Raw genomic sequence first — 23,648 nt, 5'->3', positions numbered from 1 at the left:
GAATATCCCATCCACACCATTCAATCCTTTCTCGATTACTCTTACTTATCTATACGGTCGGACATGTAAAAAGTTTCAAATGGAGAGGGACGGACCTCTGAAACTCAAGCTGAAATCCCATATCCAGTGGGTTTCACCCCCAAATTGGGCTGAAAACAGAGGTCCGTCCCTCTCCCTTCGCACAACAAAAAGTCCGTCCCTACCGCAGTGAGGGACGGACCTTTGTGGAATGGGCCGGGGTTGGAAGGGTTCCTTCTCCTTCTTCTTTGTAGATGGGGAAGGAGAGGATGACGGAGGTTCCTTTGCCTGGCTTGCTTTGGACTTTGATGGTGCCTTTCATGCCTTCTGTGAGTTGGTAGACGGTCATCATGCCGAGGCCGGTCCCATTTTTGCCTTTCATGGAGAAGTAGGGTTCGCCGAGGCGCATGAGTTGTTCTTTGGTCATTCCGATCCCAGTATCGTTGATGACGATGAACACCCTTTCATTGTCCTGGTAGCTGAAAATCCGTAGCGTACCACCCGTTTCCATTGCCTCGAGTCCATTCTTCATGATGTTGATGAGGATCTGTTGGAGCTTGTTGGGATCCCCTTTAATGGAGTGATGATGAAGGATGTTCGCCTTCAGGATGATTCCTTTTTTCACCGCCAGGGGCATGATGATTTCCTGTGATCGGTTCATTTCACCCCGGATTTCCACCTCCACCTCAACCTCTGGGTGGGGACGGGCGAAGTCCAAATATTGATTGATCACCTCAGTGGCCCGGTCGATCTCCCTGACAGCGACCTTCGACAGCTCACTATTTGTACTGACATTGGTTGGATCTTCCTGTATAAGTTGGAGGAATCCCTTTACCGTGGTGAGTGGATTCCTCACTTCATGACTCATGCTTGCCGCAAGGTGACTGACCACTTGCATCTTCTCGTATTTGATCGCTTCCAATTGAAGAATATAGATGGTCCGGATAATTTCACACAGGTAAAAGACGAAGAACGTCGATCCCGTCAGGACAGCCGAATAGATCAAGAAAGAATTGTCATACCCGAAATGAAAAATTATGGACGGAATCCATAAAGACAGGACCGAGTATCCGAACGCAAAGAGCGTATACCAGTACACCCTCGTCATCCACGTTTTCCCCTCCCATCTCGGACGCATATACAGGATGAGCAGCGTGAATAGAACCGCCATGACCACGGTCACCCATAATCCAGGTCCCATCATCGGGGCACGGACCGCGATCATTGTAAGAGCGAGCCAGGGCAGTACCCGGTTCCCGCCGTATATCCCTCCAATTAAAAAAGGGATGAACCGCAAGTCATACATAAATCCATCTTCCAATCGGACACTTAATGCCAGGCTGAGTAACAGAAGAAGCGAACTGGCCAAATAGATCGACAGCGGTTTGATGTGAAGTTTATGTACTTTATTTCGGGAAAGGTAATGAAAACTTATCAGTAAAATGATGATCAATATGGCAAGAAGGTTAAGAAGCAGACCGGTCAATAGCTCAAAGTGATTCATCGGTATTTCTTCCCTACTTTCAGTAATTTTAAAAGATTTTAAAAAATCATACTTTATACTCTATTATAACTGAAATGAACGGCTTGTGTTTTATTTTTATTAGACAGAATTTTGCATGCTCGTCTTCATTCCCTCTCCTTTGTCCATAATGGGAATGAACGCTTTTTGGATAAGGAGATACCCTATGGATGGAGTTTTAATCGCTGTCGGAAGAACGGTGATCAGTTTTCTGTTATTGGTCATTGTCACGTTAGCCATTGGCAAACATATCAACTCACACAAAAATCATTATAGCTTTGCCCTGTCGATCACAGTAGGTTCCTGCATTGCCAATATGGGTTTTGATACGGAGCTTGATTTTTCAAATATCTTCATTTCTTTTATCGTGCTGGTCTTATTATTTTACTTATTTCTGATATTGTCTTCGAAAAACCGGCTATTCAGACGATGGTTATCCGGACGTCCCACGATCCTGATGGAAAAGGGGAAAATTTTGGATGAGAATATGAAAAAATTAAAGTTCACGATGGATGACTTGAATCAGCATCTCCGGGAACTTGGGGTGTTTGACATAAACGAGGTGGAATATGCCCTGTTAGAAGTGAGCGGGGTACTGTCCATCAAAAAGAAAAACCGTTTCCTGCCACTCACGAAGGCTGACATGAAGATGGATCCTTCCCCCTCTGCTTCCATCCCTATTGAATTAATGATGGAGGGTAAGATCATTCCGAAAAACCTGGCTCCCCCCTACACATTACAATGGTTGGAGAGTGAAGCGAACAAGAGAGGCATCACATTGAACGACATCTATTATGCCGTGATCAACAGCAATGGCACCTTGTTCATCGACCTTTATAAAGATCATCTCCCGGGCGGCAGTGAACGAATGGACAGATAAAGGCATATAGTATCTCAACGTCCGAATAGACCAAAGAAATGGGAGAGTGACCGTATGTATCAATACCGAACACCGGTGAATCATGTTGTCTTTCCACCTGACCCCATGTGCCATCCTTATCACAGACAATATACAGGAGGGTATGATACCCATGTGCATATGATCGAAGCACACTATTCCCAGTTGAATCGAAAAGTGCAGCGACTGCTTGAGAGGGTCGAGCGTATTGAAAGATATCTTGGGATTAAGCCGTAGTGGGCTGGACAGGTACCTCGTCTTAAGAAGACCAAGGTGCCTGTCCCCATGGCTTTACCACCCGTCAAAGCGGCAGCCGGATCACAAACCTCGTCCCCTCACCCTTCTCACTGAACACATCGATCGACCCTTCATGCATCAGGACCAATTGCTTCACGATGGAGAGTCCGATGCCGAATTCACCGTATGGATTATTCGTCCGGGACAGGTCCGCTTTATAAAAACGGCGCCAAATGGACTTGATTTCCCCGGGGTCCATGCCGATTCCGGTGTCTTGGATTTCAATGACCGTTTCGTTTCCGGAAGAAGATCCACTCAGGGTGATCGTTCCATCCGTGGTGAACTGGATGCTGTTTTTTGTAATGTTGATCAGGATTTGGACGAGGCGGTCGTAGTCGGCATGTACCACTGCCCCTTCGTCTGCAAGAACGGTGATGGTGTTGCCTTTTTCCTCTGCCTGCAGATCGAGCTGGTCCTTGATGACTTCGAAAAGATCGAGTAACGGCAGGGTCACTTTCGAAAGGACCACCTGATTGGACCGGATTTTTTCATAATCCAGATTCTCGTTCACGAGGCGGATCAGCCGCATCGTTTCCTGGCTCACAAGACCGAAGCTTTTCTCTTTCTGTTCTTCCGGGATCATATCGTTCCGGATTCCTTCCATGACTCCGCGAATCGTCGTGAGCGGGGTCCTCAGTTCGTGGGACACATCGGCCATGAACTGCCGTCTCCGATTCTCCAGGGCGTCGATTTCCTCTTTCGATGCCCTGAGTTTCGTGACCATTTCATTAAAGTCTTCAGCCAGATCACCGATTTCATCGAAGTTAGAGCTTGGAACATGTACATCGTAATCTCCCGACGACACCTTGGACGTGGCATCCCTCATCCGCTGAATCCGTTTCACATGGAGCTTCGATAGGAACAAGCTGACGAGAACGGAGATGGCGAGTGCCAGCAGGACGATATACAGCAGATATTGATTGATCTCACTGAGCATTTCCCTCGTCCCGCTGATCGGGGAAATCAGGATCAATCCGCCTGTCAGCTGGTCATTGACCACCCGGGGCATGATGACGAGGGATACCGCCTGATCAAAGCGGCCGAAATCTTTTTTCAACGGGACGGTTTCCCCGCTCTCAATCTTTTGCCATTCTTCTTTTGAAAGCTCGATACGGGGGTAGACCCCCCCACTTGAAAAAGATACTTCTCCCTGACGATTAAAGGTGATCACATCAATGTTCCGGGCGTGAAGCAGGTTGCTGTATTCGTCCAGATACAGGGGACGTCTCGGACTTGGCCGTTCAAGATCTGATAAAATTTTATCCCCATACGTCCGAAGCTCCGTCACCTTATTTTCATACACCAGGTTTTCGACATAATGGGAAAACAGGAGTCCGAGGATCATGAAGGCGATGACGAGGACGCTCGTATGACTGAGAAGCAGCTGATACAGATACCTAAACTTCATCCCCGGTCGCCGCCTCATCGAACTTATACCCTACGCCCCACACCGTATGAAGATACGGCTTGTCCTTGCTGCCGATCTTGTTCCGAAGCCGTTTGATATGTACATCCACCGTCCGCTCGTCCCCGTAGAAATCATAGCCCCATACCCGTTCAAGGAGCTGCTCCCTGGAGAACACCTGCCGCGGATGCTGGGAAAGATAATAGAGAAGTTCAAACTCTTTCGGTGTCAAATTCGTAAGGGGTACGCCTTTCAGGAACACTTCACGGGTTTCCTTGCTGATACGGAAGTCGGACGTGGCCACATCCTGAGTTTCAGTCGTTTTCTTTTCCCCTTGACCCTGGTAGCGACGGGTCACCGCCCGGATCCTCGCCATCAGGGCAAGAGGTGAAAAAGGCTTCGTCACATAATCATCGGCACCGAGCTCAAGGCCAAGCACCTGATCGGACTCACTGTCTTTCGCCGTCAGCATGATCACAGGCACCCGGGAACCTTCCTCCCTGATTTTCCGGCAAATCGTCACACCGTCCATCCCGGGCAGCATCCAGTCGAGGATGACAAGATCCCACTCGCCTTCCCGATAACGACGGTACCCCTCAGCGCCATCATGAACAAACTCACCCTTTATCTCTTCTTTAGAAAAAAACATCTCAAGCATACTTGTGACGCTTTGATTGTCTTCAACGACCAATACGTTCATGAACATCGCTCCCTTCCCGATTTCTCTCTATCTAAATTATAGTCGTTTTGACCAATTCCTTCTATTGATATCCTTCAATAGAAAAACCCCCGCGGCATAAGCGGGGATTTCCTTCCTTATAGAGATTCACTTTGAGTTTCAGAAGATGATGGATCAGGCTGCTCTGATGGGCGAGTTCCTTTCCCATGTCCCGGACCGTGATGACCTTTCCCTCCCATGTGGAAAAACAAGCCCTCTTCCTTTTTAAAAGGGAAGAAATCAAGTTTATTCGTTTCATCTGCATGATCACTCATGATTTCGTCCATCAGCTCTTTCGACGTTTTCCCGTCTGTTTTGATTCCCAGTTCTTTCGCAGCTTTCAAGATCGACGCTTCGAATACTTCCTGCTGCAGTTCATGATGATCTTTTCCTTCGGTCTCAATGCCAAGATCCTTCGCTCGTTTTGTAAGAGAGGCTTCTCTCACTTCATCAGCAAGTGTGTTCAAATCCTTACCCTCGGTCTCGACTCCAAGCTCTTTCGCTTGTTGTTTCACCAAGGCTTCCCTTACTTCTTGAGCGAGCTCTTTCCCATCTTTTCCGTCAGTCGAAATACCCAGCTCCTTCGCCTTCTTGTTCAGCTCCGCCTGGCGGATTTCGTCCATGATGCCACGTGGTTCTTTTCCATCGGTATCAATTCCCAATGCTTCCGCTCTTTTCTCAAGTTCTGCATCCATGATTTCTTTAGCGAGTTCCCGTGTATCCTTATTCTTGGTGTCGATGCCAAGTTCATCGGCTTTTTCCTTCAGCTGATCTTCATTCAACTGGAACTTCCCGGGTCCGCCATGATGACCGCCAAATACCGGCTCGGACTTTTCACGGACAACCGCCGTATCATCCGTCTTCCCGGCATCCTCCTCTGCCGCAAAAGCCGGGATGGCCCCTGCGATCCCGATTGCTAACACGCCTGCGAGTGCGAGTGCTCTCTTATTGTTCATATTGATTTCCTCCTTTTTTATAGGTTGCAGCTGCTCTATCATTATTTCCAGAAGTTATGGCCAAATCATGAACAAACCATGACCGGTTTATGAATCTTTTAAGGTTTTTTCGATCTTATACTCTTTCTTTTTCTCAGCCAGCCACGTACCATACTCCGTCTGAAGGGCCTGATCAAACAGGATGTCCTTGATTTCATCTTTGTGATCGGCAAGGACCGCCTCTTTCGCTTCCTTCTTGCCCGTCACCTTGATGATATGGTAGCCGAATTCCGTCTTCACAGGCTCACTGATTTCACCCTTTTTCATTGAAAACGCCTTATCATCAAACTCCGTCACCATCTCACCTTTGCCAAAATAACCAAGCTCCCCGCCTGAATCGGCATTCGACGTATCTGTGGAATACTCTTTCGCAAGCTCGGCAAAATCTCCGCCGTCATCAAGTTTCTTCTTCACTTCCTGTGCCGTCTTTTCATCGTCCACTAAGATATGACTGGCCTCAACCTGCTCTTTTTGCGCAAACGTATCCTTATTCACTTCGAAGTATTCCTTGATCTGATCATCCGTGATCTTGACCCGATCCTTCAGCAACTTCTCCGTCAACAGGTACGTCTTGATATTTTCTTTGACGCTGTCCAGATCCGACCCGCTTGAAGCGAGGGCCTCATTGAATGCCTCTTCACTGTCATATTGACCTTTAATATTCTCCAATTCCTTTTTAATCTCACTATCCTTAACCGTGAGATCTTTCTTCTCACTCTCAAGCTTCACGATCTTCTCCGCGATCAATGTATCAAGGGCGCCATCCCCATACTGATCCACAAGCGTCGTATACAGATCGTCTTTACTGATGGTCTCACTTCCCACTTTGGCCACTGCATCTTCTTTTGAAAAACCAAACACCGCCAGCAGCGATCCGATGAGGACAACGCCTCCGATAATGCTCCATAATGTGATCGTTTGTTTCTTTTTAGTCACTTAATCGTACTCCTTTTTTGTTTGTTTATTGGTCGTTTTTTTGGTGCCTGGTACACTTTGGAGTGATTGTACCTGGTACCAGTCACCCGATCTGTACCAGGTACACACATCACATCACACCTCACCCATTACCCATTCATCATCGAATTACTGGTAAGCTTCAGGCTCACCGTCATTTTTTTACCATCACGATAGACGGTCAAATCGATTTTATCCCCGACTTTCAAGCCACCGTACAGCTGTCTTCTCAGATCGGCGACATTCTCGACTGCTTTGCCGTCCATTTCGGTGATGGCGTCACCTTCTTTGATTCCGGCGTCCGCTGCTGCGGAGGTCGGGTCGATATTGGCGACGACCACACCGGATTCAACGGATTGAGGCAGATTCGGTAAGTATGAACGCGGGATATCTGCCAGGTTCTTCATCCCGATTCCGATATATGGGCGCTCAATTTTACCTGTTTTGATGATTTCGCTGACGATGGGCATGAAGTCCTTGCTCGGAATCGCAAAGCCGAGTCCTTCGACACCGGAGTTCGAGATTTTCGCGCTGTTGATCCCGATCAGTTCACCCTTGGAATTCAGGAGTGCGCCCCCACTGTTACCAGGGTTGATGGCTGCGTCTGTTTGAATGACGTTCAGTTCAGATTCCCCTTCGGATGTCTGAACAGGGATCGTGCGGTCGACGGCACTGACGATTCCCTGTGTTACCGTTCTTGAAAGATCCAGTCCGAGCGGGTTCCCGATGGCGATGACCTGTTCACCGGCGCGCAGGGCACTGGAGTCACCGACTTCCAGCAGGTTGTCTGCATATTTACCGTCGATCTTCACGACGGCAAGATCCGTCAGCGGGTCGGCTCCGATCAGCTCACCCTCGGTCTTTTCACCGTCATAGAGAGAAACTTCAATCTTTGATGCCCCTTCAATCACATGGTTGTTCGTGATGATGAAAGCACTATCCCCTTCTTTTTTAAAAAGGACGCCGGACCCTGTCCCAGCCGGAGTGGCCTCTGCGGCTCCCATTCGGCTTTGGCTCTGATAATTGACGATGCCGACGATGGATTGGGATGCATCCTCTACAATATTCGCTACATCGCCGCCTGCCCCGGTTGAGACCGATGTGGGCGTGATACCTGAATTTGATGATGTGTTTGCCTGTCCGTTGTCTGCCGATTGCTCGACGCTTGGCTGAGCCAGGTGCTGATAATAGTCCGTTTGTGGCAATACCGTCAGCGTCAGGACCGAACCGATGATCCCCGCACCAACCGTGTTGAGGAACCCCCTGCCTTTAAACGGCTTTTTCTGTTTCGGGGTACGCTGCATTTCTTCTTTTTGAGGGACGTCTGTATCGGTTGTTTCCGTAGAATTCATTTCTTCATTTTGATTGTTATGTTCAAACATGTTTATTTCCTCCTCGATTGATTTTGCCTGTTGAACTTTGATGTTGATTTCATCTTAGAGGGTAAATGTTACGAAACTATTAACAATCTATGTACAGGATGGGAAGTTTTTTGGAACAAGGGCTGAATGAAACGATTTCGTGAACGATTCATCATATCCCTTGGGTTTTTGTCATCGCTTTGTTTTAATTGTAATAAAGTCAAATACATAAAATGGGTGATTGTATGAAAGACAAGAATAGAGCAGAGCGAACAAAGAAAATGGTCCTTCCGAAGCGCATGAAGATTCTCTTTGTCACCGTGTTTCTTTTATTCAGCACGCTGATTGTCAGGCTCGGGATGGTTCAGATTGCGAATGGACAGTCTTATGAAAAGGCGGTTGAGAAGAAGGAAAGTGTGACGGTGGATTCACCCGTGCCACGAGGGAGCATATATGACCGGAACGGAAAGTTGATCGTCGATAATAAACCAGAGAGGGCCATCACTTTCACCCGGACGTCGGATTCGTCTCAGAAGGATTTATTGGAAGTGTCGAAGAAGCTGGCCGACATGATTGACGTCGAGACCGATTCCCTCACGACACGTGATAAAAAGGATTTCTGGATCTTGATGAATCCTTTAAAGGCGGATAAGAAAGTCTCCGCGTCAGAAATCAAACACATTCAGGGAGAGAAGGATCTCTCAACCAAAGAGGCCGATCAGAAAATCTATCAATTGAAGCTTGAACGCATCAGTGAAAAGGAATGGTCTTCTTTTTCAGAAGAAGAATATGAAGTGCTCGCAATCTATCAAACGATTTCCAAAGGGTACGCCCTTTCCCCTCAAATCGTGAAGAATAAAGGGGTGACCATCACGGAGTATGCACAGGTAAGCGCACATCTCGATGAATTGCCCGGGGTGGACGTGACCACGGATTGGACAAGGTCTTATCCCCTTGACCACACTCTCCGTTCCGTGCTCGGAGACGTGTCTTCGACCAGGGAAGGGATTCCGAAAGATTTGATCCAGGAATATCTGGCAGAAGGATATAACCGGAATGACCGCGTGGGAACCAGCTACCTGGAATTAAAGTATGAAGACCTGTTGAACGGTCAGAAGAAGAAAGTGAAAAACATCATACAAGACGGGCAGGTCGTCGGGACAAAGGTCATCCAGCAGGGACAGAGCGGAAAAGATCTCGTACTCGGCATTGATGTCGAATTGCAAAAAGCAATCGAGAAAATCGTCCAGGAAGAACTATCGAAACATATTGGAACGAAAGGATCTCCTTATCTCGACCGTGCTTTTGTCGTCATGATGAACCCATATACAGGGGAAATCGAAGCGATGGTCGGTCAGAAAGTGAAGGAAATCCATCCGAACGGGGAAATCGAATTCGAAGATTATTCATTGGGGACATACACGACGTCCTATGAATCGGGCTCCGTTGTGAAAGGTGCCACCCTCCTGACCGGTTATATGACGGATCATATCAAGCCCGGTGAAATGATTGTCGATGAACCCCTTTATATTAAAGGCACGCCAAAGAAAACGTCATGGTTCAATGTATGGGGAAATCAAACGAGGCCGATCAGTGACCTCTATGCCCTGGAGAAATCCTCCAACGCGTATATGTGGAAAGTCGCCCTCCGGATTGCCGGGAACCGCTACGTCCCTCACGCACCGATTGAACTGAAAGGTGACGCATTCCGTACGTTCAGGGAGCATTTTGCCCAAATGGGACTGGGGGTGCCGACAGGGATCGATCTCCCAGGGGAATCTCCGGGATATCAAGGAACCGCTGAACATCCGGGACTTCTCCTTGACTTTGCGATTGGGCAGTACGACACGTACACACCCCTGCAGCTGGCTCAATACGTATCGACAATCGCCAACGGAGGAAAACGCGTGCAGCCCCATCTGTTAAAAGAAGTACGTGAACCTTCCAACCAGCCACACCGGTTAGGAAGTGTCGTGTACAAGCAGGAACCAGAGGTGCTGAACCGGATCGATGCATCCAGTGAAGAAATCGAACATGTACAGAAAGGGTTTTACCGGGTCTTCCATGGTCCAGAAGGTACGGCCAATCTATTTAAGGATGCTCCGTACAATGGAGCAGGGAAATCAGGAACAGCAGAAGCATTTTACAAAGGACCGGACATGGAGAGTGCACAGCCAACCTACAACACGACCCTTATCGGATATGCACCATTCGACCATCCGGAAATTGCCTTCTCAACTGTCGTCCCTTGGTCCCATCAGGAACATGACCCTTACATCAATAAGGTCATTTCCAAACGGGTGATGGATAAATATTTTGAATTAAAAAAGGAAAAGAGCGAATAAATCAAAACAGAGGCCCCTAAGCAGAATCTACTGCTTGGGAGCCTCTGTTTTTTGATGAAAACTACAGGGACAGGTCCAGTGTGCATGTTATCGACCAGACCTCCCCGTCGATCAATGGCTCATATTCCCCTCAATTGCTCAGTCCGAAAATACCCGCTCCGGATCCTCTGCGAAAAAATACCATAATCCATCTTCACCAAGCTTCCCTTCACCCGGCAGTTCCGACGATTGGATCTGTTTCATGGCGTGTGAATAATGGCTGTATAACGTTTTCAAATCCTTCTCTTGAATATTCCATTGGAGATAAGGAGATACCGTATCGAGTAACTCAAGGATTTTGCCGAAATCGTTCTGCTCAAGGAGCTTATCGACGGATGCCTTGATGACTTTCCGCTGCCGTTCGTTCCGGCCTTCGTCGCCCATGGGGTCCTGTTTTCTCATTCGGACATAGGCGAGTGCTTCGTCGGGAGACAACGTCAGTTTCCCCTTGGAAAAGTGGTAACCGTCAAACGTGAAGTCCAGTTCATTGTCGATGGTCAGTTCTCCTACTTCATTGATGACTCCTTCGAACCCGTTCATATTTACTTTCGCATAATAGTCAATGTTGATGTCCAATAACTGTTGAACGGTCTGCACGGTGAGGCTTGTCCCTCCATATGTGTACGTATGATTCAGCTTGGTGCTTTCATCTCGACCCGGGATGGTTACTTTGGTATCCCTGGGCAGACTGACGACCTTGGTTTTGTCAGACTTCGGATCTATTTCCACTACCATCATGACATCCGGCCTTCCCTTATCATGTGGCCGTTTATCGACTCCCATCAGCAGGATGTGGATTTTATCGTCTGGGGCAGGTTCTTTCTCTTCATTTCCTGCGTCAGGAACGTCAATTGGTTCATACGTCTCATCGAAGAACGCCCCCACTTTTGAAAAAACAAAGAACAGAAGTCCACCTGATAAGACCGTCAATCCAATCAGGACGGTTATGCCTACTTTCCATTTCTTATTCATTCTTTACAGCTCCTCTTTCGTTAAAATGTTACGGTGTCCATTTGTTCTGTCAGTGCCTTCATGCTGTATCCCTTTTCCGTCAAATCTACGAGAAGCTCTTCCAAATATTCAAGGGTTACATCTTTCTCATGAAGCAGAATGATTTTCGGAGATTCTTTATAAGGAAAATCATCGATCTGTTCCATCACATTCGGAACATATTCTTCGCTTAACAGCCTCCAGTCCTCGCTGTCAATGTTCCAGTCCCACATTTGGAACCCTGCTTGATCAACGGCTTCCCGGTAGGCTGGCGTCATATTCGGCACCGATCCGTAAGGGACCCTGATCAGGTTGCTGTGAATTCCGGTGATGGACTCCAGGGTCTCTTGTCCTTTTTTCATTTCACCCACAACCGTTTGACTAGATTGATAGAATTTCGACGCATCATGGGTCACACCGTGCATGCCGACTGCATGGCCTTCTGCCGCCATGTCCTCTACGGAATCTTTGAATCTCTTCATATTCGGCTCAAGCATAAAGAATGTCGCCTTGGCATCGTAGCGTTCGAGGACGTTCAGGATGCCTTCTGTGTTTTCATTCGGACCGTCATCAAATGTGAGGTAGACCGACTGTTGTACGGCTTGTTCTTCCTGATCCTGTTGATCCTCGGATGATTCCTCCACTCCAGGCTGGTCGACCGTCGATTCCTCTTGTTGAACCGGTTCATCAACCGTTACAGAATCGACTGGTTCATCTTCCTGAGCCTCTTGTCCAGGAAGCTCTACGCTTTCCTCTGGCTCTTTCTCTTCCACATCTTCAGTTTGCTTTTCGTCAGGCTGCTGTTCTCCGGTTTTTTTTGCCATGACCTTTTCTAAGCTTTCCTGTCCCTCGTTACTTTTCGCTTCGCCTATATCCATCACCCAAATGGTCGATACTAGGATGAAGAGGGCTGACATCAGTGCGAATGTCAGCCGCACACTTTTCTTTAATCGTCTTTTCTTTAATCGTCTTTTCTTTCTGCTCATGCTTTTCACCTTTCCTCCGGCTGTTTTATTCTCTATTTATAGTAAGAGAAAAAGGGTTGGAAAGGGTTACGAGGCGGTTACAATGAAGGTGCGAAATTTGTTACTTTCTTGTTACTTTTGTCGAATGGATTTACACTATACTATTGAAAGCAAAGGCTAGGATGTGAAATATAGATGAAAAAAATGATCGTTCTCTTAACCGGGATCCTGTTTGTCACAAGCGGCTGTTCGTTATTTCAGTCCAATTCTTCTTTGATGAAGCCTCCTGAGCTTCCTGTCGAACAGCAGGAACTGAAACAGGCCATTCAAAGCTTCGTCCCTCCTCAGGCGGAGTGGCTCTCTCCAAACGAAGATAAAACGGCAGACACCATCCAGGAGACGGATCTCGATGGAGACGGGGAAGAAGAGTTGATCGTCTTCTACCGACTTCCCGAGGAAACATCTCAAATGGAGGGAATCGTCCTTGAGAATAAAGAAGGCAAATGGACGAAGGTGGCCGGAATCAAAAATATCGGGAGGGAATTGATGAAGGTGGAAGCCTCTGATTTAAACGGGGACGGAACGAAGGAACTCCTGATCGGCTTTTCCTATGCGGCAGAAGCGTCTGACTCTGCCCTAGTCGTTTATGATTTGGAAGGGAAAAAGCCTCACAAACTATTCGAATCCCAATACAGCGCCTTCTTCGCGGATGATTACAATGAAGACGGCAAGGGCGAGCTCCTGCTTTCTTCATTGATACCTAATCAGGAACATACGGTCTCCCTTTATGCCTTTCCAAAAGGAAAATCGGAGAAGGTGGATGAACTGAAGCTTGATCCGTATGTCTATCCTTACTATCACTCGGCATCGGGCTATGTCACCCCATCAGTCAAAGGGGTGATATTCGATTCCACTGTAGGGGCCCATTCCTCGACTTCGTTCATCGTCGGTGTGAAAAATAAGAAACTCGTGGAACTTGTGCCAAAAGAATTCAAAGATCAATTATTTCGGGCAACATCCGCCAACAGCGAAGACAAAAACGGGGACGGCATCCTGGAGTTTCCCCTTCTGATCGAGGCGAACCCGGACAAACCGTATGTGGACATGCCGTTCATACATGAGTACTATCAATTATCCGATGACGGCCAACCGCAGTTCACCCTGCGCTCCTATCAGAACTATCCATATCAGTATGAACTGGTGCTACCGGAAGACTGGCCTGATATCATCATCGAAGCATCCGACGGACGGAGATATGTCAAATTCCTCTCGAAAGAGGATGGTTCCCTTCTTTTTGATGTGTATGTCGCGGACAAAGACGATAAGGAATCCCTCGAAGGATGGAATGTCCTAATGGAAAGCAATCAGTTTGTCTATTTGACGAAATCACCGGTGTCCCAATTTAAGAAGTCCTTTCATCCGCTGTCTTCCGAATAGGAGCCACCGGTTTATTTTCAAATGAAATGCAGGTGTTGGAAATGAAGAGAATCATGATCATTGAAGATGAAGAATCGATCAGAGGCTTCATTGAAATCAATTTAAAACGATATGGATACAGTGTGCTTCAGGCGGACAATGCCGAGTCCGGCATCAAGCAGTTGAAAGAGGAGGGTACGGTCGTCGACATCGTCCTTCTCGATGTGATGCTGCCCGGAATGAACGGGTTCGACGCGTGCAAGGAGATCCGAGAATGGAACTCATCCATCGGCATCATCATGTTGACGGCGAAAGTACAGGAGATGGATAAAGTCCATGGATTGATGAACGGGGCCGATGATTATATCTCCAAGCCTTTCAGTCCGAATGAATTGATCGCGAGGATTGAAGCGTTACTGAGGCGGATCCGGCCTGTTGAACCGGAGGCGCCTGCTCCATCGATCTATCTGGATGAAAGCAGGCGCCTCCTGAAGTTGAAGGGAAAGGAAGTCGATTTGTCCCCGGTGGAATATGAGCTGATCAGCACCATCCTGAAAGCAAAAGGGAAAGCCATCAGCCGCCATGACCTCCTGGACCAGGTGTGGGGGATCAATTATATGGGGGATCCGAAAATCGTCGATGTCAACATCAGGAGGATCCGTCGGAAAATTGAAGCAGATCCCTCCTCCCCCCGTTATTTGTTAACCGTATGGGGGTACGGATACCGATGGGATGAATCCGGGGAAGGAAAGCATAATGGGAATTAGACGGCGATTACTCATACAGAATCTGACGCTGATCGCCATGACGATCCTATTATTCCTCGGCATTGTCACTTCCGGCATCTATCATTATTATTACAACGGCACGGCTGAAATTTTGCAAAATCATGCACAGAACTCGGCCTCATTTGCGAAGCGTTATAGTCATTTATCGACGTACAATCTGAGGGAGAATCTGCAGGATCTTCAAAGCAACTTCTCCATTGATCAGGCAGAAACACAAATTTTGAGCGGAAGCGGCAGAATCTTATCGTCCTCAAGTGGATTCATCCCAGGAGGAAAACAGGATTATCCCGACGTGAAGGATGCTTTCTCAAAAGGACAAGGAACCTGGTTCGGGACCAATACCGCAACAGGCGAACGCATCCTCGCCGTCTCGGTCCCATTAGAATCCAGCGATAAAACGATTGGCATCCTCCGCTTTGTCACATCACTCGAAGCTTTGGATAATAATTTTCAAACGATCCTGATCACCCTGTCAGCGATCGGAATCGGCATCCTCGGGATCGTATTCGTGGTCAGTACCTTTTTCTCACGAATCATCACGGAACCCGTCATCGAATTGACGAAGGTCTCGAACCGGATGGCAGAAGGAGACCTGGAAGCAAGGGTGGACGGGCAGTACAAAGATGAATTCCACACCCTGAGCCAGACGTTCAACAATATGGGGAAAGAACTCCTCAGGACGGAAAAAATGAAAAACGAATTCATCTCTTCCGTGTCCCATGAACTCCGGACTCCCCTCACCTCCATCAAGGGGTGGAGCGAGACATTGCAGACAGGGGACCCGGAGAATGTGGAAGAAACCCAAACGGGACTTTCCATCATCACGAAAGAAACGGACAGACTGATCGACATGGTGGAGGAACTGCTGGACTTCTCCCGCTATCAAAACGGGACATTCGAAATCAACCCGTCCCCTTTTCATTTTGACCAGCTTGTGAAGGAAGTTCTGTTGCAGCTGGATAAAAAGCGCCAGCAAAAAGAACAGGAGATCATCGTGATCCATGATGAACCCCTGAAACTCGTAGCTGATCAGAATAGAATCCGTCAGGTGCTTATCAACCTCATCGAGAATGCCATCAAATATTCCGGTCGAAACAGCACCATCACGGTTCGTTATGGGAAGGGAGAACATGATCTAACGTTTGAAGTCGAAGATGAGGGCGAGGGAATTGAAGAAGAGCACCTTAGGCATGTGTCCACCCTGTTTTATAAAGTGAACGAGAATACAGAAGGAGTCGGGCTTGGACTGGCGATTTGCAAACAAATCATCGAGCATCATCATGGGGAGCTTTTGATTAGAAGGAACAATCAGAAAGGGACCACGGTTGGGTTCACGCTGCCGCTGAAGGTGGGGAGAGATTGATGGATGGTGAAGAGGCAGGCTCTGAATGGGCCTGCCTTTAATGGATTGAGAATCCAGGGGGCCAGCCCCCTGGATCCTTATCGGGACACCGAACCTGTCTCCCTGTCCCACTCTCTCTTCAACTCCAGCAAAGACGGCTGACGTGCTTCCCTGTCATCGCTCACAGCCTTCAGCGCCACTTCATATAACCCGTCGCTCAGTCTCCATTTTTCCCTGGACCGATCCTTCTCCCCGCCAAACAACGCGAAGGCGGTGGCTCCCATCCCATACACATTCGTGATTTCATCGATCCCGGCACCTTCCCTGAATTCCTCGGGAGACATGAAGCGTGACGATCCCCACATCCTGCCCATCGTATTGGTATAAGGGCGTTTGGAATATAGGTCTATGTCGCAGATCAACGTCTTTTCTTTGGAAAAATCATAGAGTATGCTGCCGTCATAGAAATCGATGGCCACATATCCTTTCTCCACTGCATGGATGTGGAAATCGAGGATGGCATGGAAGACGTCTAGCCTTGTACTATCCGGAAGCTGCATGAATGTTTCCCGGGACAGGGGATACATCTTCCCCATACACTCCCCGTCGCTCCATTCAAAGATGGCCGCAAACCCACCACCGACTTCTTCTCCGCGAATCAATCTCACTAAATGGGGATGACGCAAGTCTTCATACACGTTCACGGCAGCCTTCAACGCGGTGATCGCCTCTTCCGGCTTCCCTTCATATCGCGAGGTCGGGGCACCGGCGAATTTAATGAACAGTCTCTCCTCACCGTCCCTGACCCCGAAACAGATATTGCCCGAATCCTGATCATCATAGACTTTAAAGACTTCTCCGTACTTTTTAATAAAAGAAAAGTCGAACGGTGCCTTTAATTTACACGGAATGTCATCCACGTACTGAACATAAAAGTCCTCCACATACCACGTCGGCACCGGATTCCTCATCCCGTCAAACCAGCCCAGCACTTCCTTCGCCTGCTCCTTCATGAAGGAGAATTCCTCTTCACCGAATCTCATCGCCCACGGGATGGATGACAGCATATTGCTACTGATGTAAAAGGCCATGAGCTTGAAGAAATCTTCGGGAGGCCATCCGTTAAAATAGCCGTTCAGCTGTCCCGTGGCAAAATGGGGACTCGCCGATGCACTGAAGGCGATGCGGTTGAACTCTTCCCACGGATCCCCGAAATCATGACGGTTGAAGTCGATGATGGAGAGTTCGCCGCTTTCCGAAATAACCATATTCCCGACGTGGTAATCACCGTGATGAAATGTTTGCGGTCGCCCCTTCAGGAGGTGTCTGTTTGCTTCTATGTATTCTAATATGAGATCGCCGGCTTCGATCTTAAGGGGACAATCGTGGTACTGCTGAATCTTTTTATCCACCTTGTGATTGAACTTCGTTTCCCACCGTTCTTCATCGGGCGGTGCAGGAGTGGAATGGATTTCCCTCAGGTAACGACCCGACTTCAAGCCAAGCTCATATTGCTCCGTATCCGTAAATCCAGGCAGTACCTCAGCGGCGTCCTTCCCTTCACACCATGTAAAGAGCGAATACACTTGATCGCCGTTTTCACACAACCCGAACTCCAGGGGCACAGACATCGGAATCCCCGTTTTGGCCAAACGCTCCATCGCCTCGAACTCGCTCTTCTTACTTTCATACTCAGAACGATCCGCCGTCCGGAGCAGCAGCCTTTCCCCCGTCTCGGTTTCCACAAAATATTTCTTATCACTCGACCATCCCTTGTTGATCGGGTCGACTTTTTTAAACACGTAATCCGTTTTGATATCAAGCATGTGGCACCTCCAGTGAGCCATGAGTCCCCAGGCTCCATTGTCGTTTACTAGATTGGTAACCCTAATTTTACCAGTTTATATATAAAATAGATAGCTTGTAAAGGAGGTCATGGCATCGACTCCCGGACTTTCTCCCTGACCAGATTAGAAGGATATATCTGGGTATGTTAAAATAATCCAAGTGAGCATTTTTTATAAAAGATTGGAGCTGTAATAATGAAGAAAAGCAATTGGTTGACCGTCACGACTTTATCAGCGATGGTCTTCGTCGGAATGTCTGCCTGTAGTCAATCTTCTGAGGAGGATGCCGCTAGTAAACCTCATTCCGAGGCGTCTGCAGCGAGTAATGACTCCAATGATTCACAGGCTGAATATACGACGGCATCCGGGGAAAACGAACAGGCTCAGTCAGATGAGACATCTGTTGAAGAGAGTCATCCGGAACAAGAATCAGCCGTCACAAAGGTGGAAGGAAAACAGGCATACTTAGATAAACTGGACAACATCCAGAAGGAACTGGATGCCATGCCTGATAAGAAGGATTCAGATAAAGGTGTCACGAATGCCATGAAAAACTACTATGGCGTATCCTACGAAAAGTATGACGATGCGTTGAATGAGATATACTCCCTTCTGAAAGAAAAGCTTTCTCCTGAAGTCATGGCTGAGTTAAAATCAGAACAAGTGAAATGGATCGAGGAGAAAGAGGCAAAGGCAGAGAAGGAAAGATTGAAGTATGAAGGCGGCACGTTCGAAAATGTGGCGTGGTATATTTCGTTGTATGAGTCGACGAAGGCTCGTTGTTATGAGTTGGTGGAGGAGTATATGACGGAGTAAGAGTCAGAAATGAAGGCGGGGGCTTTACTGGTCCCCTGGTCCTCTAATTCTCCATAACCACCTCTCCCTCCCCATCGGATACTCCGGAGACGATAAGCGAGTCATCTTCTGCATCGTTACCCGTCTGGAAGAAGCCAAATTAAAATCGATCGTGGAAGAATTGGATCCTTCAGCCTTCCTTGCTGTCGCAGATATCAATGAAGTACGCGGGGGACGGTTTAAGAAGAGGGACATTCATTAAAAATAGCCGTAAGAAAGGGAGCGTCGACCGGGTGTCGGCGCTCCCTTCCGTTTACTCCCACGCATAAATTCATGAACGTATGGGCTGACGAACGCATATAGTATCCCAAAGACAAAAGAGGTGGGAAACTGTGCAGACTGTAGTAAACCTATACTGTATGAAGGTGAATAGCGTCTCTGGCAATGGTTCGATCACCATTGGAGAAGCTGTTCATAACAGTCATACGTCGAATAATAAGTCCCAGGGAATCAACTCTTCCTATGGTGATACTTCCCCGACAGAATCAATGATGGAAAATGTATATATCGATCCAGATGTGAATGATCAATCATCTTTAAGCAATGCGGATTCAGTCAATGCGGGAACACCTTTGCCGGTTCCTGTACCCGTAGACCCAAGAGAAACCGAAGAGGAGGATCCTCATGCCGTATCAGATCAACATATTTAATATCAAAGTCAATGGCGTGACGCAGAACGGGAACGTCGATATCGGTCCGACGGTTCACAACAGTCATACCGCCAATGCGAAACTATTCGGAGCCAACTTTTCATTCGGTGATTTCTCGCCTACCGGCTCACAAATGAATACAGGGGTACTCGATCCGGACGTCAGCGATCAAGACCAAATCGCCAACCCGGCCATCCCTTATACCGTTCAAGTTTAGGCGTTTTCATAAGAGGTGATAATCCATGGATATGGAAAAAATGAAAAAATGGCTGGAACTGACCAACCAATACAAAAGCGATAATTTCTGGAACAGCGTATTCGAAAACAATAACCCTTCCCAGTTCTTTTCTACAGATGACGAATTCCCTCGTTATGATGTGTATCAGAACGAATCCCATGTGTGCATCATCCTGGATGCCCCGGGGATCACCCAAGATGATATTAAGTTTTCATTGAATTCCAACACAAACCTTCTGATAAAAGGGCAGATCAGACCCGTATACCCAAAAGAAATGGAAGTCAAGGCAGAACGGTTCTCAGGGGAATTCGAACGAACGATTCCCCTCCCCGAACCGGCCGAGGCTAAATCCATCAACATCCAGTTTCTCAATGGCCTCATCCAAGTGGCCTACCCCCGGAAAATAGAAGACGTTTCATTACACGGAGGCTCACAATGAAAAAATACTAAAAAGAATGTGAGAACATGTTGTATACTTACTTTCAGAAAAAACTAACTTCATACATTCAAAAAAGCATGAATGCTGAGCAAAATGAGATGAAAGACAAGATCCAGGCCCTTGAAAAGGAAATTCAATCCTTGAAACAGGGCTTAGCTTCAGACGTCAAAGACACGATCTCCAGCCAGCAGGAACCTGCAAAAATTGTGATTGAGCACTTATCCATTGAAAATGTAAACATCGATCACGCCGACCTGAGTAACAACTTCGGGAATCTCGGAATTAAAGACCTGAAGGGACAATTATACATCGGAACCACATATGACAAGTTAAAACCTCCTGCCACCATAGAAAAAGAGCTATCATCGCCTTCCCATCCCACTCAGAAGCCGGCATCCACTCATCCCTCTCCCACAATTAAAGTAACAACAAGAAAACGTTCGTAGAGACAACTGGGGACATTCCTTTGCGATGGGAATGTTTTTTTAATGGAGGAAGCGCGGGGACGGTTCTTCTGCTTCCGTTGACACGACTTTAGAAGCACGAGAACCGTCCCCGTGCTTCCCTTTTCTATTCTGTTAATGGAGGTGACGATTATGGTTTATTACAGAGGAAATCATCAAGCACCATATGCCAATCCCTCAGAATGCTATACGCGACAATATCCTGGAGGGTTTGAAACACAGTTAGATATTCTCAGGAAACAATATGCCATGCTGGATCGAAGGGTATACTCACTGTCCCAGAGGCTTGAACAAGTTGAAAAACAACTCGGGATTATTCGCTAGGAAGCGGGGGGACGGTTCTTCTGCTTCCATGGTCACGATTATAGGAGCATGAGAACCGTCCCCCTGCTCCCCTTAATACTCCTCTACTACCGATTCCCCTTCGCTTTGTTCACGATCCATCCACTTCCATTTTTCATGCAGTCTTATCCGACCATTCTTCAGTATTTCAGGAACAGAGGTGCATTGACCTCCCCTGATTTCATGATTCACGTTCACATGGTTATATCTGAACACTAAGCTGCCATCGTCCTTCACAATGCCAATCAGGGTCCCTTTTGTAATATCTCCCCCACTGTACGTAGCTGAAAGGATCTTTCCTTCTTGCTTATACTCAAACACGGTCTTTGAGGACACCTCACCATTTGTTGTATTCTCAATGGATACGAATGTACGTCCGTCATAATTGATCATGTACCGCTCCTCCTTGTTTTGCAAAATTGGATGGGAACGGACCCTTGCTTAGAAGAAGCAAGGTCCGTCCCTCTTATGTACTGCCTGGAAAAAAGACGCTGAATGTCGTTCCCACTCCAGGTTCGCTTTCCACTTTGATTTCACCCTTCATCCGCTTCACTATCTGATAGCTCACCGTGAGTCCGAGTCCCGTCCCTTTTTCCTTCGTGGAATAATAGGGCCTGCCGAGTACTTTGAGTTGTTCAGGCAGCATGCCGGTTCCGTTGTCCTGAACGATGATCCGCATCCGGCCGTCAGGATGGCGACTCGCAGCAGCCGTGATTTCCCCATTTTCTTTTACCGCCTCGATGGCATTTTTCAAAAGATTGAGGAGGACCTGCTTCACCTCCAGTTTCATCCCTCTGATCATCAAATCTTCTTCAATATTCTTATTGATTTTTATGCTGTTCATCACGGCATAGGTCGTCATGACGTCAACGGATTCATTCATCGTCTCGGACAGACTGAACACCTCGTATTCCTCCGTCTGGGGCTTTGCCAGTGAAAGGTATTGATTGATGACGTCCTGGGCGTGATCGAGTTCCTGGATGCTAATATCGATAAAGCTCTTTTGCTGATCCGTTAACGCTTCTTTCTGCAGGAGCTGCATGAACCCCCTCACCGTCGTCATGGGATTACGGATTTCGTGGGCAACAGATGCTGCCAGCTCGCTCACCACGTTAAACTTTTCCGCTTTGATGAGCTCTTTTTTGACCCTGATCTGTTCCAAGCGGTTTTCAATCAAATAGATCGACAGAATCAAGGTGATCCCTATGATGGAGGTGGAGCTTGCCATAAATAAAAGCTGCTCCGTTTCTTGGTGTGTGAGTAAATAAAGGGACCGTGTAACCGGGATGAATAAATAAAAACCTGAAATCAGGAGCATTTTGTTTTTCCAGGATAGCTTTCGATACCAGGTAGATAACGGGATCAGCAGCATACTGTAAATCGCATAATTCACGAGGAGAAACATCCATAAATGGTCCGTGAACCAGCCGATGACGAGCATGGCAAAAAATGTACTGATCCCCACTCTCTTCCCTCCATAGAGAAATGAAAGGATCACCGGTATCACTTTAAAATCGTACACATAGCCACTGGAATAAACCAGGGGAAAGGCCATCGTAAACAAGAGAACAACAAGATTCATAAGGAAAAAAGGGACGGGAAATCCTCTAGTATCGCCATCCGATTCACTCGTAAACAGTTGAAATAGAAGAATCGTAAACAGAATAAATACCACATGTAATAGTAAATGATGGACCGTTTCTACCATAATGAATCTCCTTTAGGAAAAAATATCTACTCTAACTCTTCGACACTTTCCCGGGAAATCCTCTCTATGACGTGGCGGTTCGACAGAAGCAGAGGGACGGTTCCGATGCTTCCATTTTGGAAGCACGAGAACCGTCCCTCTGCTTTTCCTCTGCTTTTACAAATATCCCTTCAGTGTTTGTTGTAATGTACCCTTTATCTCTACCAAACTGTCAAATTCGACCCCTGAATCCACTATATTTCTAACAAGTTCTACCCGGAGGCCGGTGAGGACCGCTTTGCAGCCCATCATATTGATTCCGCTTAGGATCCTCTCAAATTGAAAAAGGACATCCATTTCCATTTCGGCCGTACCTGACAAATCGATAATCAGGGTTTGAATCTTCATCGAACTGATTTCCATCAACACTTTTTCTTCCAATGCATGGACCCGGTAAGAATCGATCATTCCGATCAACGGCAATACCGCAATGGTGCTATTAACCGGGATGATCGGAACCGAAAGATTCTCCACCAATTTTCTGTGCGACCACAACTGCTCATCTTTGTAATCGGAGTAGCTGATAAAGAAATTATTCAGGAATTGATCCACGTTGTCATTAATCCTTTTTTCCAGATCAAAGAAGCTCTTTCGTGGAGATTCATCCTCTCCATCCTGCTCATCGAATTGATAAAGGAAATACCATAACGCTCTCCTTATGGCATGGACCCATTCGAGTTTGAAAGCCAGGGTAAGATCATGTTGTGCCCAGGCAATCCCCTCAATTTTCGCAAATGCAATCAGCTCTTCTTCTTTGTCTTCAACGATGTAGTGAGCGACCAGTTCGGCATTCTTTAACAGATCAATGTTTCCTTTTTCGAGAATATCACTGATTTTCCCTCTGACATTTACAGCCTCAGATAATAGTTTCTGTTGAAAGTCCTCTCTATTGGCCTTAAGGAAGTCCGTTACGATTTCCTTATCCAAGGATTTGTAACTCATCATAACCCTCTCCTTTTTCACCTGAATAGTTCTTTATTCGTGTCAACGAAAAAAAAATCCTGCTACAAAAA

24 protein-coding genes and 2 pseudogenes are annotated in these 23,648 nt (G+C 47.2%); 13 read left to right on the top strand and 13 right to left on the bottom strand.

The features are described 5' to 3' along the window. Window positions 1-199: 199 nt before the first annotated feature. Window positions 200-1,522: a sensor histidine kinase gene (locus M1J35_RS07380; RefSeq protein WP_254653239.1), complete on the bottom strand. Its 1,323-nt coding sequence runs from the start codon at window positions 1,520-1,522 to the stop codon at window positions 200-202. Window positions 1,523-1,706: 184 nt separating this feature from the next. Between M1J35_RS07380 and M1J35_RS07375 the strand changes: the two genes are divergently transcribed. Continuing rightward, window positions 1,707-2,420 (top strand): DUF421 domain-containing protein, encoded by a 714-nt coding sequence (locus tag M1J35_RS07375; RefSeq protein ID WP_224520935.1) that lies wholly within the window; start codon window positions 1,707-1,709, stop codon window positions 2,418-2,420. Window positions 2,421-2,474: 54 nt separating this feature from the next. Further along, window positions 2,475-2,675, top strand: a complete 201-nt coding sequence (locus M1J35_RS07370) for a hypothetical protein (RefSeq protein WP_224520936.1) — start codon at window positions 2,475-2,477, stop codon at window positions 2,673-2,675. 64 nt (window positions 2,676-2,739) lie between these two features. Here the strand turns inward: M1J35_RS07370 and M1J35_RS07365 are convergent, their stop codons facing one another. From M1J35_RS07365 to M1J35_RS07345, 5 genes are all read right to left on the bottom strand, one after another. Next, a complete protein-coding gene (locus M1J35_RS07365) occupies window positions 2,740-4,143 on the bottom strand; it encodes a sensor histidine kinase (protein WP_254653238.1) in 1,404 nt (467 codons plus the stop codon). After that, a complete protein-coding gene (locus M1J35_RS07360) occupies window positions 4,133-4,840 on the bottom strand; it encodes a response regulator transcription factor (RefSeq protein WP_254653237.1) in 708 nt (235 codons plus the stop codon). Before M1J35_RS07360 ends, M1J35_RS07365 begins: the two co-directional genes overlap by 11 nt. A 116-nt stretch (window positions 4,841-4,956) precedes the next feature. Then, window positions 4,957-5,814 (bottom strand): hypothetical protein, encoded by an 858-nt coding sequence (locus M1J35_RS07355; RefSeq protein WP_254653236.1) that lies wholly within the window; start codon window positions 5,812-5,814, stop codon window positions 4,957-4,959. Window positions 5,815-5,901: 87 nt separating this feature from the next. Continuing rightward, window positions 5,902-6,789 (bottom strand): peptidylprolyl isomerase, encoded by an 888-nt coding sequence (locus M1J35_RS07350; RefSeq protein ID WP_254653235.1) that lies wholly within the window; start codon window positions 6,787-6,789, stop codon window positions 5,902-5,904. Window positions 6,790-6,917: 128 nt separating this feature from the next. Continuing rightward, window positions 6,918-8,189 carry a S1C family serine protease gene (locus M1J35_RS07345; RefSeq protein ID WP_254653234.1) on the bottom strand — a complete coding sequence of 424 codons (1,272 nt, stop codon included), beginning with the start codon at window positions 8,187-8,189 and terminating at the stop codon, window positions 6,918-6,920. A 224-nt stretch (window positions 8,190-8,413) separates the two neighbouring features. Between M1J35_RS07345 and M1J35_RS07340 the strand changes: the two genes are divergently transcribed. Next, window positions 8,414-10,513, top strand: coding sequence for a peptidoglycan D,D-transpeptidase FtsI family protein (locus M1J35_RS07340; RefSeq protein ID WP_254653233.1), 2,100 nt, complete (start codon window positions 8,414-8,416; stop codon window positions 10,511-10,513). Window positions 10,514-10,651: 138 nt separating this feature from the next. On the opposite strand, the gene M1J35_RS07335 is transcribed toward M1J35_RS07340, so the two are convergent. Continuing rightward, window positions 10,652-11,524, bottom strand: coding sequence for an LCP family glycopolymer transferase (locus M1J35_RS07335; protein WP_254653232.1), 873 nt, complete (start codon window positions 11,522-11,524; stop codon window positions 10,652-10,654). Window positions 11,525-11,544: 20 nt separating this feature from the next. Next, window positions 11,545-12,528, bottom strand: a complete 984-nt coding sequence (locus M1J35_RS07330; RefSeq protein WP_254653231.1) for a polysaccharide deacetylase family protein — start codon at window positions 12,526-12,528, stop codon at window positions 11,545-11,547. A 174-nt stretch (window positions 12,529-12,702) separates the two neighbouring features. On the opposite strand from M1J35_RS07330, the gene M1J35_RS07325 reads away from it, so the two are divergent. Genes M1J35_RS07325 through M1J35_RS07315 form a run of 3 tightly spaced genes read left to right on the top strand, consistent with a single transcriptional unit; the run spans window position 12,703 to window position 16,074 of the window. After that, complete coding sequence (locus tag M1J35_RS07325) at window positions 12,703-13,944, top strand: FG-GAP repeat domain-containing protein (RefSeq protein ID WP_254653230.1); 1,242 nt, start codon at window positions 12,703-12,705, stop codon at window positions 13,942-13,944. A 41-nt stretch (window positions 13,945-13,985) separates the two neighbouring features. Further along, window positions 13,986-14,690 (top strand): response regulator transcription factor, encoded by a 705-nt coding sequence (locus tag M1J35_RS07320; protein WP_254653229.1) that lies wholly within the window; start codon window positions 13,986-13,988, stop codon window positions 14,688-14,690. Then, complete coding sequence (locus M1J35_RS07315) at window positions 14,680-16,074, top strand: sensor histidine kinase (protein WP_254653228.1); 1,395 nt, start codon at window positions 14,680-14,682, stop codon at window positions 16,072-16,074. The genes M1J35_RS07320 and M1J35_RS07315 overlap by 11 nt, the downstream gene beginning before the upstream one ends. Before the next feature lie 77 nt (window positions 16,075-16,151). Here the strand turns inward: M1J35_RS07315 and M1J35_RS22820 are convergent, their stop codons facing one another. Together M1J35_RS22820 and M1J35_RS22815 are read right to left on the bottom strand one after the other, a co-directional pair. After that, window positions 16,152-17,024, bottom strand: a complete 873-nt coding sequence (locus tag M1J35_RS22820) for a serine/threonine-protein kinase (RefSeq protein WP_371928747.1) — start codon at window positions 17,022-17,024, stop codon at window positions 16,152-16,154. Window positions 17,025-17,213: 189 nt separating this feature from the next. Next, window positions 17,214-17,879: pseudogene (locus tag M1J35_RS22815) on the bottom strand (aminoglycoside phosphotransferase family protein); the annotation flags it as partial. 216 nt (window positions 17,880-18,095) lie between these two features. Here M1J35_RS22815 and M1J35_RS07305 point away from each other — a divergent pair. From M1J35_RS07305 to M1J35_RS07275, 7 genes and pseudogenes are all read left to right on the top strand, one after another. Continuing rightward, a complete protein-coding gene (locus tag M1J35_RS07305) occupies window positions 18,096-18,716 on the top strand; it encodes a lysozyme inhibitor LprI family protein (RefSeq protein ID WP_254653226.1) in 621 nt (206 codons plus the stop codon). A 79-nt stretch (window positions 18,717-18,795) separates the two neighbouring features. Next, window positions 18,796-18,957 (top strand): annotated as a pseudogene (locus M1J35_RS07300) (DUF2179 domain-containing protein); the annotation flags it as partial. A 157-nt stretch (window positions 18,958-19,114) separates the two neighbouring features. Then, window positions 19,115-19,405, top strand: a complete 291-nt coding sequence (locus M1J35_RS07295) for a spore germination protein (RefSeq protein ID WP_254653225.1) — start codon at window positions 19,115-19,117, stop codon at window positions 19,403-19,405. After that, window positions 19,380-19,622 (top strand): spore germination protein, encoded by a 243-nt coding sequence (locus M1J35_RS07290; RefSeq protein ID WP_224520951.1) that lies wholly within the window; start codon window positions 19,380-19,382, stop codon window positions 19,620-19,622. Before M1J35_RS07295 ends, M1J35_RS07290 begins: the two co-directional genes overlap by 26 nt. 25 nt (window positions 19,623-19,647) lie before the next feature. Continuing rightward, window positions 19,648-20,082 carry an Hsp20/alpha crystallin family protein gene (locus M1J35_RS07285; RefSeq protein WP_254653224.1) on the top strand — a complete coding sequence of 145 codons (435 nt, stop codon included), beginning with the start codon at window positions 19,648-19,650 and terminating at the stop codon, window positions 20,080-20,082. A gap of 77 nt (window positions 20,083-20,159) precedes the next feature. Next, window positions 20,160-20,528, top strand: coding sequence for a hypothetical protein (locus M1J35_RS07280; protein ID WP_254653223.1), 369 nt, complete (start codon window positions 20,160-20,162; stop codon window positions 20,526-20,528). Between the two features lie 150 nt (window positions 20,529-20,678). Beyond that, window positions 20,679-20,870 (top strand): hypothetical protein, encoded by a 192-nt coding sequence (locus M1J35_RS07275; RefSeq protein WP_254653222.1) that lies wholly within the window; start codon window positions 20,679-20,681, stop codon window positions 20,868-20,870. A 72-nt stretch (window positions 20,871-20,942) separates the two neighbouring features. Here M1J35_RS07275 and M1J35_RS07270 read toward each other — a convergent pair whose 3' ends face one another. The 3 genes from M1J35_RS07270 to M1J35_RS07260 all read right to left on the bottom strand — a co-directional run bounded on the left by M1J35_RS07270 (window position 20,943) and on the right by M1J35_RS07260 (window position 23,577). After that, window positions 20,943-21,281, bottom strand: a complete 339-nt coding sequence (locus tag M1J35_RS07270) for an avidin-fold protein (protein WP_254653221.1) — start codon at window positions 21,279-21,281, stop codon at window positions 20,943-20,945. A 73-nt stretch (window positions 21,282-21,354) separates the two neighbouring features. Continuing rightward, window positions 21,355-22,596 carry an ATP-binding protein gene (locus tag M1J35_RS07265; RefSeq protein ID WP_224520955.1) on the bottom strand — a complete coding sequence of 414 codons (1,242 nt, stop codon included), beginning with the start codon at window positions 22,594-22,596 and terminating at the stop codon, window positions 21,355-21,357. Window positions 22,597-22,752: 156 nt separating this feature from the next. Then, window positions 22,753-23,577, bottom strand: coding sequence for an STAS domain-containing protein (locus tag M1J35_RS07260; protein WP_254653699.1), 825 nt, complete (start codon window positions 23,575-23,577; stop codon window positions 22,753-22,755). Window positions 23,578-23,648: the final 71 nt, after the last annotated feature.

Origin of the sequence: Rossellomorea sp. KS-H15a (genome assembly GCF_024195245.1) — a bacterium.
GTDB classification, from domain to species: Bacteria; Bacillota; Bacilli; order Bacillales; family Bacillaceae_B; genus Rossellomorea; species Rossellomorea vietnamensis.
Note: the sequence above shows the minus strand (reverse complement) of the source record. Positions and strands in the feature narration are given on the sequence as shown.